Origin of the sequence: Paenibacillus nanensis (assembly GCF_003583765.1) — a bacterium.
Lineage (GTDB): Bacteria > Bacillota > Bacilli > Paenibacillales > Paenibacillaceae > Pristimantibacillus > Pristimantibacillus nanensis.
Window position 1 is genome coordinate 182,299 of record NZ_QXQA01000008.1, and the last position, 14,587, is coordinate 196,885.

14 protein-coding genes are annotated in these 14,587 nt (G+C 53.7%); 7 read left to right on the forward strand and 7 right to left on the reverse strand.

The features are described 5' to 3' along the window. Nucleotides 1–26: 26 nt before the first annotated feature. The 4 genes from D3P08_RS14300 to D3P08_RS14315 all read right to left on the reverse strand — a co-directional run bounded on the left by D3P08_RS14300 (nt 27) and on the right by D3P08_RS14315 (nt 2,433). Nucleotides 27–368, reverse strand: coding sequence for a YciI family protein (locus tag D3P08_RS14300; RefSeq protein WP_119600374.1), 342 nt, complete (start codon nt 366–368; stop codon nt 27–29). A gap of 103 nt (nt 369–471) precedes the next feature. Continuing rightward, a complete protein-coding gene (locus D3P08_RS14305) occupies nt 472–1,272 on the reverse strand; it encodes an SDR family oxidoreductase (protein ID WP_119600375.1) in 801 nt (266 codons plus the stop codon). Between the two features lie 66 nt (nt 1,273–1,338). Then, on the reverse strand, nt 1,339–1,920 hold the full coding sequence (locus tag D3P08_RS14310; RefSeq protein WP_119600376.1) for an LOG family protein: 582 nt from the start codon (nt 1,918–1,920) through the stop codon (nt 1,339–1,341). Between the two features lie 162 nt (nt 1,921–2,082). Further along, a complete protein-coding gene (locus D3P08_RS14315) occupies nt 2,083–2,433 on the reverse strand; it encodes a VOC family protein (protein ID WP_119600377.1) in 351 nt (116 codons plus the stop codon). Nucleotides 2,434–2,641: 208 nt separating this feature from the next. On the opposite strand from D3P08_RS14315, the gene D3P08_RS14320 reads away from it, so the two are divergent. The 5 genes from D3P08_RS14320 (at nt 2,642) to D3P08_RS14340 (ending at nt 7,895) form a co-directional block, all read left to right on the forward strand. Then, entirely contained in the window at nt 2,642–4,150 is a 1,509-nt protein-coding gene (locus tag D3P08_RS14320) for a sugar ABC transporter ATP-binding protein (protein ID WP_119600378.1), read from the forward strand. Between the two features lie 27 nt (nt 4,151–4,177). Continuing rightward, nucleotides 4,178–5,176: an ABC transporter permease gene (locus D3P08_RS14325; protein ID WP_119600379.1), complete on the forward strand. Its 999-nt coding sequence runs from the start codon at nt 4,178–4,180 to the stop codon at nt 5,174–5,176. 81 nt (nt 5,177–5,257) lie between these two features. Beyond that, nucleotides 5,258–6,301: an ABC transporter substrate-binding protein gene (locus D3P08_RS14330; RefSeq protein WP_119600380.1), complete on the forward strand. Its 1,044-nt coding sequence runs from the start codon at nt 5,258–5,260 to the stop codon at nt 6,299–6,301. Nucleotides 6,302–6,416: 115 nt separating this feature from the next. Beyond that, nucleotides 6,417–6,785: an MmcQ/YjbR family DNA-binding protein gene (locus tag D3P08_RS14335; protein WP_119600381.1), complete on the forward strand. Its 369-nt coding sequence runs from the start codon at nt 6,417–6,419 to the stop codon at nt 6,783–6,785. A gap of 93 nt (nt 6,786–6,878) precedes the next feature. Further along, nucleotides 6,879–7,895 (forward strand): SDR family oxidoreductase, encoded by a 1,017-nt coding sequence (locus tag D3P08_RS14340; RefSeq protein WP_119600382.1) that lies wholly within the window; start codon nt 6,879–6,881, stop codon nt 7,893–7,895. Between the two features lie 80 nt (nt 7,896–7,975). Here D3P08_RS14340 and D3P08_RS14345 read toward each other — a convergent pair whose 3' ends face one another. From D3P08_RS14345 to D3P08_RS14355, 3 genes are all read right to left on the reverse strand, one after another. Then, a complete protein-coding gene (locus tag D3P08_RS14345; protein WP_119600383.1) occupies nt 7,976–9,382 on the reverse strand; it encodes an ABC transporter substrate-binding protein in 1,407 nt (468 codons plus the stop codon). A 69-nt stretch (nt 9,383–9,451) separates the two neighbouring features. Then, on the reverse strand, nt 9,452–10,279 hold the full coding sequence (locus D3P08_RS14350) for a carbohydrate ABC transporter permease (RefSeq protein ID WP_119600384.1): 828 nt from the start codon (nt 10,277–10,279) through the stop codon (nt 9,452–9,454). Then, complete coding sequence (locus D3P08_RS14355; RefSeq protein WP_119600385.1) at nt 10,276–11,226, reverse strand: carbohydrate ABC transporter permease; 951 nt, start codon at nt 11,224–11,226, stop codon at nt 10,276–10,278. Before D3P08_RS14355 ends, D3P08_RS14350 begins: the two co-directional genes overlap by 4 nt. A gap of 318 nt (nt 11,227–11,544) precedes the next feature. Here D3P08_RS14355 and D3P08_RS14360 point away from each other — a divergent pair, with 318 nt between their 5' ends. Further along, nucleotides 11,545–13,785: a cellulase family glycosylhydrolase gene (locus D3P08_RS14360; RefSeq protein ID WP_338068723.1), complete on the forward strand. Its 2,241-nt coding sequence runs from the start codon at nt 11,545–11,547 to the stop codon at nt 13,783–13,785. 175 nt (nt 13,786–13,960) lie between these two features. Continuing rightward, nucleotides 13,961–14,443 (forward strand): DinB family protein, encoded by a 483-nt coding sequence (locus D3P08_RS14365; RefSeq protein ID WP_119600387.1) that lies wholly within the window; start codon nt 13,961–13,963, stop codon nt 14,441–14,443. Nucleotides 14,444–14,587: the final 144 nt, after the last annotated feature.

A 14,587-nucleotide genomic window follows, 5' to 3' on the forward strand; every position in this document is an offset into this window, starting at 1 on the left:
GCTCCGCTGTTTCGGTTCGAAGAACATCAACTTCGAGGGTATGACTTTGGCAGCGTCGCCAGCATCGGATAAAATTCCGTCGTCATGACCCCGCCTATAACAGCAGGATCTTCCGCGATCCATTTGGAGACCTGGGCTTCATTCTCAGCTTCCACGATTCCGAGTCCATTGGGAGCTGCCGGGTTTTTCAGAACAGGTCCGAACACCAGAGCAATCCCTTGCGTCTGCTTGTCCGTCCAATAGGCGACGTGCTGCGTCATGATGTTCCGTTCCTCTTCGGTCATGTCTTGGCGAAAAGTGGCCCTCGCCGGAGTGGACCATAGCATGAAGTGCATTTTACCCGAAGGGGTGGAGTTGTTTTCTGACATAGGGCTCCTTCAACTAGCTTGAATTTGGATGTTTTATCCTTTACAGGACGTTTTATTTTGTCATAAAGACAGGACTGCCATTCGAGAGGCATCCGCGCATTCGTTAAATAAAGCCGCCCCTGGAATGAATAATCTCACCGGTAATCCACTCCGAGTCGTCGCTGGCGAGGAACGTGATCAGACGGGCCGCATCCTCGGGGAGGCCGACCCGTCCCATAGGGAAGTGCGGCAGCAGCGCTTCTTTTATCCCTTCGGACATCCAGCCCGAGTCGGTAGGACCGGGATCGACAGCGTTCACCGTGATGCGAAGCGGCGCAAGCTCCGCGGCCAGCGACTCGGTAAAGACGGAAATGGCGCCTTTTGTCGCGGCATAGGCAAGATTCCCGGGCATGGGTCCTTTACCTTGGCCGGAGGTGAGATTGATGATCCGTCCTCCCTTATTGAAAGTGGAGGCATTCCCGGTTTGCTCCGCTTCAATCATGCGGGCGAATTCGGCTGCTAACATGAAGGTTCCTCTCATATTGACGGCGCAATGCGCGTCGATGAGCGCCTCGGTTAATTGCCTGAAATCCGCATCGACGCTATATGTCGCGTTATTGACGAGGATCGTAGGGAAACCAACCGTCTTTCGCGCCTCATCCAGCAGGATGGCCCCCGAACCCGGCAAGGCAAGGTCGAGCTTCATATGTTCAACCTTTCCCCCCCATTTACGAAGTTCCTCAGCGAATAAATCAGGCCAGCTTGCGTCTGCATCGTTGGGATAATTGTTTTTATCATACTCGTACAAATGCGTAAAAAAGAGACTGGCGCCTTCGGCGGCAAACGCCCGGCAAATGGCGGCTCCGATTCCGCCCGGGCGGCTCGCCCCGGTGACGATGGCGACTTTTCCTTGTAATCGGGTCATTCAAGATTACCTCCTTATAAGAGACGATAACGTAAGCACCGTTCATCGCAACAAAAAGGTGCTGACTCAAGTACGCTGGCCGGTAAGATAGGTTTTGACCGAAGGGGTGGTATAGCTCGAGAACTGCTCCAACATGCCTTCAGGTGTATGATCTGTCATAATCATAGAGCGATACTTGGGCTGCATGAATCCTTCGCGCTCCATCGTTTCAAACATGGACAATAGAGGGTCGAAATAATGGTTAATATTGAGCAAACCGCAAGGCTTCTTATGCAAGCCTAACTGACCCCAAGTAAAAATCTCGAAATATTCCTCCATCGTTCCGGGCCCTCCGGGAAGCGCGATGAATCCGTCCGCCATTTCCGCCATCTTGGCTTTGCGCTCGTGCATGGAATCGACCATAACGAGCTCTGTCAGACCGGTGTGCGCAATCTCTCGATTTTGGAGAAAAAAGGGAAGCACCCCGATGACCCGGCCGCCATGCTCCATCGCGGCGTCAGCAACTGCTCCCATCAGACCGACATTCGCCCCGCCATAAATAAGGGCGATTTGGCGTCTGGCCAGCTCCTGCCCCAGTTTGGCCGCGTTTTCTTTATAGATGGGGGAGACACCCTCACTGGACCCGCAAAATACCGCTAATGCTTTCATTACCGAACTCTCCTATATGTTTAATGTGACGAGTAGCGCGCCGCAAGCCTTCCGTTTATGTGCCGCTAAAATTTCTTCCAAGGCTACCCATTTTCGAACGTCCGTTCCTATAAACAATACCATAATTGTACATTTCCAATCTACGGTAAGCCCGCAGCAGCTTTATTGATGAGCGAGGATATTAACCAGCTTGCCAAACGGATCGCGAACATAGAACCGCCGGACGCCCCAAGGCTCATCCGCCGGTCCGTATTCGATCGGAAAGCCGGCGTTCCTCATGCCGCTAAGCGCCGCCTCGATATCATCCACTTCAATCGACAGGTCGGGTGTAGGCGTACCCGAGCCGCCTTGCGCGGCGAAGCTAATTTGAACGCTCATCTCCTCGTTCGAGCCGTATGTCCGAATCCATTCATGATCCATTAAAACCTCAAGACCGAGCACGTCATGGTAAAAGCGATGGGCCGCTTGGATATCGTTCGTACGGATATTGGCAACGATGCGTTTGACTTTCATGGTGGTCATTCCTCCTTTGAAATCAGTGCGTTCGTACTTATAGAAGAATTCGACGCATAACAGGTATTCCTTCATAGGTGCTATAAATTGGTGCGGAATCCCCAAAAATATTCGACTGTTACAGTAAAAAATCACATGTTAGCTTGGGGCGGGTGGTTGTAAAGTTAAAGACACATCAGAAACAAAATAGGCGAGGGAGGTGGGATGGATGGATCAGCCGGTCGTGCGCATGGAAGGAATTGAGAAGCATTTTGCGGGAGTCCATGCTTTAAAGGACTGCCGGTTCGAGCTTCGGGCAGGAGAAGTTCACGCGCTTGTCGGCGAGAACGGAGCGGGCAAGTCGACGATGATGAAGGTGCTGACCGGGGTTTATCGCAAGGATGGGGGCCGCATTTGGTACAGAGGCATGGAGGTAGACATTGAGGATACGAGAGCCGCGCAGAGGCTGGGTATTGGCATGATTCATCAGGAGCTGAATTTGGCTCAGGATTTGACCGTGGCCCAGAACATTTTTATAGGCAAAGAGCCTCGAAAATTTCTGCGGTTCCTGCTGGATGACAAGGAGATGAACCGGCAGGCCGCCCTGCTTCTCGGCCAAATGAAGCTGGACATCGATCCGACGACGCCCGTGGCGAGGTTGACGGTTGCGAAGCAGCAGATGGTGGAGATTGTGAAGGCGATATCGTACGACTCTCAGGTGCTGATTATGGATGAGCCGACGGCAGCGCTGAGCGATTCCGAAATCGAGGAGCTGTTCCGCATGATCGGACGGCTGAAGGAGAAGGGGGTCGGTATCGTCTATATCTCTCATCGGATGGCGGAGCTGAAGCGGATCACCGACCGGATTACGGTTATGCGGGACGGGGCGTACATTGACACGGTCCAGACGGCTGAGACGAGCATCGACCGGATCATCGCGATGATGGTGGGCCGGGACATTTATCAGCCGGCGAAGCCCGACCGCAAGGATGCGGAGCGGCGAGAGACAGTGCTGGAGGTTCGCGGCCTGACCCGGCATTCCGTCCTGCGCGACATCAGCTTCACGCTGCGCAAAGGCGAGATTCTCGGCGTCGCGGGACTGGTCGGAGCGGGAAGGACGGAGATGGCGCGGGCGATTTTTGGCGCTGATCCGATCGACGCCGGCGAGATTTGGATCCACGGACGCAAAGCGCGCATAACGGGGCCGCATCAGGCGGTGAGGCATGGCATCGGCTATTTGTCCGAGGACCGGAAGCATTTTGGCTGCTTGCTTGAGATGGATGTAAAAACGAATGTGGCGCTTGCTTCGCTGAACCGATTTGTAAGCGGTTTCGGGTTTATGAACGACAGGCGGATAGCCGAGGTGTCGGATCAGGTCATCGAGGAGCTGCGCGTCAAGACGCCGGGTAACGGCCAGCGGCTGAAGTTTCTGTCCGGCGGCAATCAGCAGAAGGTGATTATCGGCAAATGGCTGACGAGGGACTGTGACATTCTCATATTCGACGAGCCGACGCGGGGTATCGACATCGGCGCGAAAAGCGAGATTTACAAGCTGCTCGAAAGCTTGGCGGCAGAGGGCAAGTCTATTATTATGATCAGCTCGGAGCTGCCGGAGGTGCTTCGGCTCAGCCATCGTATTATCGTCATGTGCGAAGGGCGGATAACAGGGGAGCTGATCAACGATCAGCATGCGACCCAGGAAAAAATTATGACGTACGCGACAGACCGGGTCGGCTAGACGCGGGCGGGAGGAGGTTCATTCATAATGAGAAATACGGTATTAGCCGAAGCAACATCCAAATTCGCGGTCAAATCGGGGCTGCAGCAGCTGCTCGCATTCGGCAGCTTGATTCTGCTCGTCCTTTTCTTTTCGATCGCGTCCAGCAACTTCTTTCATTTCTCCAACTTAGTCGGCATTCTGCTATCGACCGCGGTTATCGGCGTTCTTGCCTTAGGCTCGACATTCGTTATCGTCACCGGCGGCATCGATCTGTCCGTCGGCACGGTGATGACGCTTTGCTCCGTTATGACGGGGGTGTTCATCACGATGTGGGGGCTGCCGGTGCCGGTCGGCATTATCGGCGGGCTGCTCACCGGCGCGCTGTGCGGCATGCTGTCAGGGCTTGCAATCGCGAGGCTTGGCATTCCTCCGTTCATCGCCACGCTGGCCATGATGATGATCGCCAAAGGGCTCGCGCTTGTTATCTCCGGCACGAAACCGGTCTACTTCACAGACACTCCGGTGTTCATGAAAATATCGCAAGGCTCGATCCTCGGCGCGATGATTCCCGGATTCGACATCCCGAATGCGGTGCTGATCTTCTTCCTTGCGGCGATCGTCGGCAGCATTCTGCTGTCGCGCACGATCGTCGGCCGTTACAACTTCGCGATCGGCAGCAACGAGGAAGCGACCCGGCTATCCGGCGTTAACGTCCGGGCTTGGAAGATCGTGATCTATACCATTACCGGCCTGTTCACGGGTATCGCCGGCATTTTGATGGCATCGCGCCTGAACTCGGCACAGCCTTCGCTCGGGATGGGCTATGAGCTCGAGGCGATCGCGGCGGTTGTAATCGGCGGCACTTCGCTAAGCGGCGGTAAAGGCACGATTATCGGCACTGTCATCGGCGCGCTCATTATGAGCGTGCTGACCAACGGGCTGCGTATTTTGTCCGTTCCGCAGGAATGGCAGACGGTCGTTGTCGGCTTCGTCATTCTGCTCGCCGTCTACGCGGATATATTGCGCCGGCGCAAAGCGGCTTAAGCAACAGATTGGGCATCCCGGCTGGCACGGCATATCCCGTATCGGCCGTTACCATTATCCAATGAAAAGGGGTTTGGTCTTATGAGAAAAAGTTTGCTTCTCTTGCTGTTTGTAGTGGTCATGGTTATTAGCGCATGCGGAGGCGGCAATGGAAACGGCAGTGCCAATGGCGGGAATGACCCGTCGCCGTCCGTGTCTCCTTCCGATTCAGCCTCCTCCGAGCCTGCGCCTTCCTCCTCCGATACACCGGCGGAGAAGATGTATATCCCGCTCGTGTCCAAAGGGTTCCAGCATCAGTTCTGGCAAGCGGTGAAGTCGGGCGCGGAGAAAGCGGCTTCCGAGCTGGGCGTGGAAATTACGTTCGAAGGTCCGGAGACGGAATCCCAGGTCGACAAGCAGCTTGAAATGCTGCAGGTTGCGCTCGATAAGAAACCGACCGCTATCGGATTTGCCGCGCTCGACAGCCAGGCCTCGATACCGCTGCTGCAGCGGGCGAAGGATGCAGGCATTCCGGTTATCGCATTCGACTCCGGCGTGGACAGCGACATTCCGGTCAGCCTTGTGACGACGGACAACATCTCGGCGGCTGGCATGGCTGCGGATAAGATGGCCGAATTGATCGGCGGCGAAGGGGAAGTCGCGGTTATCGCGCATGATCAGACGAGCCGCACGGGCATCGACCGCCGCGACGGCTTCGTGAACCGGATCAAGGAGCAATATCCGAATATTACAATCGTCGACATTCAATACGGCGGCGGCGACCATCTGAAATCGACCGACCTTGCCAAAGCGATCATGCAGGCTCATCCGAATCTGAAGGGCTTTTTCGGCACGAACGAGGGATCGGCGATCGGCGTCATCAACGCAGTGACGGAGATGAAAATGGAAGGCAAGCTGACGGTCATCGGCTACGACTCCGGCAAAGCGCAAATCGATGCGATCAAAAATGGGCTAATGGCAGGAGCGATTTCCCAAAATCCAGTCGGCATCGGTTACGAAACGGTGAAGGCGGCCGTAGCGGCGGCCAAAGGAGAAACGGTACAGCCGGTTATCGACAGCGGCTTCGTCTGGTATGACGCGTCGAACATTGACAGCGAGGAAGTGAAGGCTGTTATTTACGAATAAACGTTATAGGTATTACAAGGCCATCTCGGAGGGGATGGCCTTTGTGCTACAATCAGAAAAAGTATGGATCTCTACCGAAGACGATAACGAGCGACGAGGAAAAGGAGGATCAGAAATGAAAACGAAAGCAGGGCTCGAAATAGTGGAACGAGTACGCTCGATCTGTGCCGGGCTGCCGGAGGCAGAGGAGCTGATCGACGGCTTCGGCCATACCGTGATGAAGGTGCGGGGGAAAACGTTTGTGATGATGGGAGAAAGCGACGGTCCCGCCGGTCTGTCGATAAAATCCGATAAGGAGAAGCAATTTCTGCTGCTTCAGCAGGGCGGCTATATTAAAACGCCGTATATCGGCCAGCACGGCTGGATCTCGATTGATAAAGACGTTGAACCCGACTGGGACGAAATAGCCGTACTGATTAAGGAGGCCTATTTGCTGGCCGCGCCGAAGCGCCTCGCCAAGCAGGTGCTGGAGTCAAACCGTTAGACTTGAAAACGTCAGCCGGCATTGTTCTTCGCCCAAACCCGTGCTATCGTAAAATAGAGTTCCATTCTATCATACCCGGAGGTGCGAACGAGGATGAAAGCGTTATTTATTGGAGGAACAGGCACGATCAGCTCGGCGATTACGAGGCAGCTGGTGGAACAGGGCTGCGAGCTTTATTTGCTGAACAGGGGCACGCGAAGCGGGAACCTGCCTGCCGGCGTCAACCTTATTCAAGCGGACATCAATGACGAAGCGCAGGTCGCGAAGCTGATCGAGGACCATACGTTTGATGTAGTCGCCGACTTTATCGCGTTTGTGCCGGCGCAGCTGGAGAGAGACTACCGGCTGTTCAAGGATAAGACGAAGCAGTTTATATTCATCAGCTCCGCTTCCGCCTACCAGAAGCCGCTGTCGGATTACCGGATTAATGAAGGCACGCCATTATCGAATCCTTATTGGGAATACTCCCGCAATAAAATCGCCTGCGAAGACTATCTCATGAAGCTGTACCGGGAAGAGGGCTTCCCTGTCACGATTGTCAGGCCGAGCCATACATACGACGAACGCTCCATTCCGCTGGGCGTGCACGGACGCAAAGGAACATGGCAGGTCGCAAAGCGCATGCTGGAAGGCAAGCCTGTCATTATTCACGGGGACGGCACTTCGCTTTGGACGATGACGCATAACAGCGATTTCGCCAAAGGCTTCATCGGGCTGATGGGCAATCTCCATGCGATCGGGGAATCGGTCCAGATCACATCGGATGAATCGTTAACCTGGAACCAAATCTATGAAGCGATTGCTAGAGCTTTGGGCGTGAAGCTGCATGCGGTTCATGCGGCCTCCTCGTTCTTGGATGCCTGCAGCACGGAGGATTATCGGGGCGGCTTGATCGGCGACAAGGCCAACACCGTTGTGTTCGATAACAGCAAGCTGAAGCGGCTTGTTCCGGGCTTTACGGCGACAACCCGGTTCGATCAGGGCATTAAGCAGACGATCGATTATGTATTAGCCCATCCGGAGCTGCAAACCGAAGACCCAGAATTTGACGCCTGGTGCGATAAAGTGATCGGAGCGCTTGAAGCCGCGGTCGCGGCGGTTAAGCAATAGCGGCGGGTTTGGTAAGAGTCCAGCAGCATCATCAAAATAAAGAAAGCAGCCGGTCTTGTAGGACCGGCTGCTTTCCATTTTTATTGAACGGTTTTATTGTACGTCGCGATCTTTTCACTGATCGCTTTGGCGGCGTCGTCAAATGCCGTCTTCGAATCTTTGGCGCCTGTAAATACCTCTTCCATCGCGCCTTCGACGATTTGACGGGCTTCAGGGAAGACGCCCATAACCGCGCCTTGCGTTGCAGGGGACAGCTTCGTGGCGTGAAGCTGGTCGATAGCCGTTTGGAATTGCGGATATTGAACCAGGTTGTCCTTTACGATCTGCTCTTCATACGCCAATTTGTTGATTGGGAAGTAGCCGGAGGCGATATGCCATTTCGCCTGAGTGGCAGGCTCGGCCAAATACTTGATGAATTCCCAAGCCGCTTGCTGCTCGGCCTCGGACTTATTGTTCATAATCCAGAGGCTTGCGCCGCCGACAATAACACCGCCGTCCGTTGCGCCGGCAGGGCGGGGCAGGAAGGCCGTTCCAACCTCGAATTTGCCCTTCGCGTTGTCTACGATGCCGCGCAGGCTTCCTGTCGAATCAAGCGTCATGCCGACTTGGCCGGCCAAAAACGCTTTTTTCGTATCGTCTGTTTTACGTCCCAGGTTAAGCGCGATTTTTTCGTCCAGCAGGCTCTTCAGCCAGTTGATCGTGCCGAGGCCGGCTTCGCTGTTCAGCTGCGACTCCGTTGCGGAAGAAGCGCGTCCATTGCCGTTGTTGACGTATTCGGCGCCTTGATTCGCAAAAAACTGCTCCATGAACCAGCCGTAAATCGCGAAGGCCGCTCCGGTCTTGCCGTCTTTCGTCAAAGCTTTGGCAGCTGCCGTTACATCCTCATAGGTTTTCGGAGGGTTTTCAGGATCGAGCCCTGCCGCCTTGAACATGTCCTTGTTGTAGTAAAGAACCGGATTCGACGTGTTGAACGGCATCGAGTACAGCTTGCCGTCGAATTGATAGTAGCCGAGGATGTTCTCCTCCAGATTCGAGATATCATAGTTATCCGAATCGATAAAGGTTTGAACAGGCGTTACAGCCTTGGAATCAATCATGAATTTGGAGCCGATTTCGTAAACCTGAATCAAAGAAGGGCCCGATTTGGAATCCATGGACGCCTTCATTTTGTTCAAGCTCTCATCGTATGTGCCCTGGTACACTTCTTCGACTTGAATATCGGAATGTGTGGCGTTAAAGTCATTCGCAAGCTCCGTTACCGCTTTGCCAAGCTCCCCGCCCATAGAGTGCCACCATACCACTTTAATCGGTTCCTTCGGGCTTTCGGTCGACGATTCCGTCGAACCGCTTCCTTCCGTTGCTGCCGATTGCTGCGGCTGTTCATTCCCCGCGTTGTTGTTTGAAGCCGAGTTGCCGCAGGCCGCTAGAAACACCGTCAGTATTGCCGTCATCACCAGCATAACCGTCTTAAACTTGCTTGCTTTCATTGGTTTCTCTCCCTTAGTTTCGTTTATTTTGGAATGTCACAAGGACAAGCTCCATGAGGATAGGGGCGGTTACCCTTTAATCGCGCCTGCCGTCAAACCGCCGACCAGCTGCTTCAAGCCAAGCATAAGCAGGAGGAGGGAGGGCAGCAGGACCAGCGTTACACCCGCCAATACGAGGTTCCAGGACGTCATCTCTTCAAATTGAAGCATGCTGATGCCGATCTGTACGGTGCGCATCGTATCGCTGCTCGTAACCAGAAGCGGCCAAAGGTACATATTCCAGGCGTTTAGAAACGTATACACCGCCAGCGAAGCGAGAGCGGGACGGGACAGAGGAAGCACAATTCGGACAAAATGCCGAACATGGCCGCAGCCGTCCATCTTTGCCGCTTCGAACAGTTCCCTCGGCAGCTGCAGGAAAAATTGGCGGAGCAGGAAGATCCCAAAAGCCGACGCGAGGAAAGGAACGATCAGTCCCGGGTAGCGGTCGAGCCACTCCCACGATTTGATCGTCAAGTAATTCGGGATCATCGTAATCTCCCAAGGAATCATCATCGTTGACAGGACAACCGCGAACAAAAGCGCCCTGCCCCGAAACGTTACGTATACGAACGCGTAAGCGGCCATACTCGCCGTCAGGACTTGTCCGCCCATGATAGCCAAGGAGATGACAAAGCTGTTACCGATAAAGGCCCCAAGCGGCACGAGCTCGAGCACCTCTTGAAAGGTGCCCAAGTAAAGGCCGGACGGCAGCATCTTCGGCGGATAGGCCGACGATTCTTCCGGCGTCATGAACGAGGACAGGAAGGTATAGGCAAGCGGGTACAGCACCATAACTGCCGCAACGATCAGAATGATATAGACGATCGACGAACGAATGAAGCGGGCCGCTGTCATTGATAATGCACCTTCTTTTCGACGAACCGGAATTGAATCCAGGTAAGCAGCAGAATGATAAGGAACAGAACAAGCGCCAGCGCGCTCCCTGTGCCGAATTGATAATTGACGAACGCTTCCTTGTAAATGGAATAAACGAAAACCTCGGTCGAGCCGGCAGGTCCGCCTTTCGTCAAAATATGAATTTGCCCGAACGACTGAAAGGCGTTCAACACGGATACGACGGTCAGGAAAAACACGGTCGGCGACAGCAGCGGAAGCAAAATTTGAAAGAAGGTTCGGACAGGTCCTGAACCGTCAATGCGCGCGCTATCCCGAATATCATCTCCAATGCCCTGCAAACCGCTGAGCAGCAAGATGTAATTAAAACCGGAATTCATCCAGACCGTCATGATCGAGATGGAGATAAGCGACCAGGCCGGATCGATCAGCCACTGTACCGGATCCGCTCCCAGCTTCGATAGAAAGTAGTTAAGCGTTCCTGTGGTCGGATGGTACAGCATCATCCAGATGATCGCCGAGGTGCTTACGGATAACGCGACAGGCAGGGAAAAGATAAACCGGAAGAAGCTCATCCCTTTTAGCTTCGTATGCGTGAAAGCCGCGAGCAGCAGTCCGGCGATAATGCCTGCGGGAACGGTAAGCAGCGTAAATTTCACCGTAACGCCGAGACTATTCCAGAAGGCTGATGAAGCGAATAACTGTGTGAAATTATCGAAACCGACGTAAGCGGCGACATGGCCGCGCGGGTCCGTTAAGTGAAAGCTCAAGTAAATGGACTGAATAAGCGGATAGAACAGAAATACGGCAAACAACACTAATGAAGGCGCAAGGAACAGATAGCCGGCCGCATGCTCCCTCCAGACGGATAGGCGTTTCGCCTGTTTATGGACGACGCTTTCTGTTGCGCGGATACCGCTGTAGACCTCGCGATGTGTCGTACTCATTCCACTCCCCCTCGGCATGAACTACATAGAACTATACCGATGCTTTGTTAGACGAATGTAATGGGAAAAATAAGAAATTGTAAGGACGAGCCGGTTGGGCGGACGCTTCCGCCTGGCAGACAAGTGGATATTTTTACATGATTTTTACACTAATAATGCAGGTATTTTATGGCAGACGCAGTATGCTAGAGTATTTTTGAAAGCGCTTTTTTGGAAGCGTTGTCAGGTTGATATGCTGGATGAGGAGAGGTGATAACGAGCATGCAGCAAGGGGCGAGCGTAAGGGAGATGAAGAACCGTAAAGGAGGAGGATTTGTTTTGAAGCGTAAGGGTACATGGTTACTAGCCGTTATGATGATCGTGGCTTTATGCGTGCCAAGCGTCGGTTTCGCAGCCGAAGGGACGAAGCAGAAGAGCGCGATGCAAACCTATGTGGACGCGATGCAGCCGGGTTGGAACTTGGGGAATACATATGATGCGGTTGGCGAGGATGAGACGGCTTGGGGCAACCCTCGCGTAACGAAGGAGCTGATCGCGCAGATCGCGGATCAAGGCTTCAAGAGCATCCGCATTCCCGTCACCTTCGACCAGAGAATGGGGGAAGGACCTGCATACACGATCGAAGACGGGTTCTTGGACAGGGTAGAGCAGACGGTTCAGTGGGCGCTTGACGAAGGCCTGTATGTCATGATCAATATCCATCACGACTCGTGGATCTGGCTGGAAGCGGGCATGCATAACGATCACGACGAGTCGCTGGCCCGTTTCAGCGCGATCTGGACGCAAGTAGCGGACCGGTTCAAGGATTATTCCGACAAGCTGATGTTCGAGAGCATTAACGAACCTAGATTCCAGGGAACGGACGAAGAAAAGCAAACGTACTTGGATGAGCTGAATACGGCTTTCTACGAAATCGTGAGGGAGTCGGGCGGCAAAAACAACGTGCGTCCGCTCGTGCTGCCGACGCTCGATACCGGCTCGGACCAGCATAAGGTCGACGCGCTTTACGAGTACATTACGGAGCTGGATGATCCAAACATCATCTCGACGGTTCACTATTACGGCTTCTGGCCGTTCAGCGTGAACATCGCAGGCTTCACCACTTTTAACGAAGAAACGAAAAACGATATCGTCACGATCTTCGACCGTGTGCATGACAAATTTACGGCGAACGGCATTCCGGTTATCATCGGCGAATTCGGACTGCTTGGCTTCGACACGGACCTCAACGCGATTGAGCAAGGAGAGAAGCTGAAGTTTTTCGAGTTTATGCTGCACTATGCGAAGGAAAAGCAGCTTGCGACAATGCTGTGGGATAACGGCCAGCATTTCGGACGGGAATCCTTCAAATGGTCGGACCAGGATCTGTACGACATGATGAAGGCAAGCTGGGCAAACCGTTCATCGACGGCTGATTCCGATTTTATTTACTTGAAGCAGGGCGAGGAATTGGCGGATGTAGAGAAGCAGCTTCAGCTGAACGGCAACAAATTTGTCGCGCTTAAGCTGGACGGCACGGCTCTGGTTGCCGGTGAAGATTACGAGATTGACGGCGAAGTATTGACAATTAAGGCAAGCCTGCTGGAGGAATTGACCTCCTCCGGGAAGCTGGGCGTCAACGCGACGTTGTCGGCCCAGTTCGATAAAGGCGTAGAGTGGAAAATCAACGTTATCGTCTATGAGACGGCTGAGCTTGCGGGCACGGTCGGCACAACGACCGACTTTGCGATCCCTGTTGCCTTTAACGGCGACAAGATTGCGACGATGGAAGCGGTATACGAGGACGGCAGCTTTGCGGGTCCGCAAAACTGGACATCGTTCAAGGAGTTCGCGTATACATTCTCGCCGAATTACGAGGATAACGAGCTGATCCTGAAGGAGAACTTCTTCAAAGAGGTGAAGGACGGCGTCGTTCAGCTGACGCTGCACTTCTGGAGCGGCGAGAAGCTAAGCTATACGCTTGTGAAAGCAGGCAACAGCGTTGCGGGAACCGAGCAGCTCGCATCGTTCGCCGATGTGGACGGACATTGGGCAAGAGCCAGCATTGCTTTCCTAGCGGCTCTCGACGTGGTGCAAGGTCAAGGTGAAGGCGGCTTTGGTCCTGAAGGCGACGTAACGCGCGCGGCGTTCGTGCAAATGCTCGTGAACGCGCTTGGTCTTCAGGATGAGACGGCTGTAAGCTCCTTCTCCGATGTAGAGGAAGGCGCTTGGTACGCGAGGGCCGTCGCGAGCGCAGAGAAGCTTGAGCTGATCAACGGCAAAGGCAACGGCGAATTCGGCATCCATGATCAAATCACTCGTCAGGATGCGGCGGTCATTCTGCACCGCGCAATGGCTGCGGCAGGCGTAGAAGCCGGAGCGGGCGATGCGAGCGCGGAAGCGTTCACCGACCAAGATTCGATAAGCGGTTACGCGAAAGAGGCGGTCGCTGAGGTGCAGCAGGCCGGCATTCTTCGCGGCAAGTCGAACGGCAGCTTCGACCCGAGCGGCCTTGTTACCCGTGCGGAGGCGGCTGCGGTCGTTCAAAGACTGTTCGATCTGGCGGCGAATCAGGAATAATGCAAGAGCGGATAGCGGTTCAGGCAAGCTGAACGCTATCCGCTTTTTTATGGTTTGCCATGCTCGGCATAAAGGAGGTCCCTATTTCGGCTTTTTAATGTTAAAATATGGATACGCCTAGCGAAAGTAAAAGCGAATTTGATTCTAACCGTTTTTCTAAAGGAGAGAAGAGGTTATGGGGAACTATCTATTTAAACAGCTCCGGTTTGTTCGAACCAATACTGTGCAGCGGGTTAAAGACATGAGCATGGAGAAGGCGTGCATTGTGCCTCGGGGATTCAACAATAACGTGCTTTGGAACCTTGGGCACATTCTTTTCGTCCATGAGAGGTTCTCCTTTGCGTTAATCAATGAAAAGATGGAGCTGCCGAACCATTTTGCCGAGTTATTTGCTCCCGGGACCAAACCGGAAAATGGGGGAACGCCATTGCCTGAGTTGGATGAAATCATTTTTTTACTGTCCAATCAAATGGATCGTATCGAGCAAAGCTTGGAAAACCGGCTTGAGGAGCAGCTCGAGAAACCATATGTCACTTCTACGGGTTTAGAAATATCGACCATTAAAGAATGCCTCAGTTTTTGTTTGTATCACGAAGGCATGCATTTTGCAGCCATTAAAAGCATTAAACAACAATTAGGCAAGGAGGAGATTGTATAACGTATAATGAGACCGTTAAAGCCGCTGAAGCGCATTTCCTTCCAATTGCAGTCGAGCGTTACGGGCTGGAAGGGTATGATATCACCCTGGTACAGGCGCATCCCGGAGGGCGGAATGTCGTGTTCACTTGCGAGAAAGAGGGCG

Bases quoted from the DNA above. Each gene is read 5' to 3' on its own strand.
- D3P08_RS14310 (WP_119600376.1), bottom strand. From the start codon at position 1,920: ATGAAAGCATTAGCGGTATTTTGCGGGTCCAGTGAGGGTGTCTCCCCC.
- D3P08_RS14325 (WP_119600379.1), top strand. From the start codon at position 4,178: ATGAGAAATACGGTATTAGCCGAAGCAACATCCAAATTCGCGGTCAAA.
- D3P08_RS14350 (WP_119600384.1), bottom strand. From the start codon at position 10,279: ATGACAGCGGCCCGCTTCATTCGTTCGTCGATCGTCTATATCATTCTG.
- D3P08_RS14355 (WP_119600385.1), bottom strand. From the start codon at position 11,226: ATGAGTACGACACATCGCGAGGTCTACAGCGGTATCCGCGCAACAGAA.
- D3P08_RS14320 (WP_119600378.1), top strand. From the start codon at position 2,642: ATGGATCAGCCGGTCGTGCGCATGGAAGGAATTGAGAAGCATTTTGCG.
- D3P08_RS14340 (WP_119600382.1), top strand. From the start codon at position 6,879: ATGAAAGCGTTATTTATTGGAGGAACAGGCACGATCAGCTCGGCGATT.
- D3P08_RS14330 (WP_119600380.1), top strand. From the start codon at position 5,258: ATGAGAAAAAGTTTGCTTCTCTTGCTGTTTGTAGTGGTCATGGTTATT.
- D3P08_RS14315 (WP_119600377.1), bottom strand. From the start codon at position 2,433: ATGAAAGTCAAACGCATCGTTGCCAATATCCGTACGAACGATATCCAA.
- D3P08_RS14345 (WP_119600383.1), bottom strand. From the start codon at position 9,382: ATGAAAGCAAGCAAGTTTAAGACGGTTATGCTGGTGATGACGGCAATA.
- D3P08_RS14305 (WP_119600375.1), bottom strand. From the start codon at position 1,272: ATGACCCGATTACAAGGAAAAGTCGCCATCGTCACCGGGGCGAGCCGC.
- D3P08_RS14300 (WP_119600374.1), bottom strand. From the start codon at position 368: ATGTCAGAAAACAACTCCACCCCTTCGGGTAAAATGCACTTCATGCTA.
- D3P08_RS14335 (WP_119600381.1), top strand. From the start codon at position 6,417: ATGAAAACGAAAGCAGGGCTCGAAATAGTGGAACGAGTACGCTCGATC.
- D3P08_RS14365 (WP_119600387.1), top strand. From the start codon at position 13,961: ATGGGGAACTATCTATTTAAACAGCTCCGGTTTGTTCGAACCAATACT.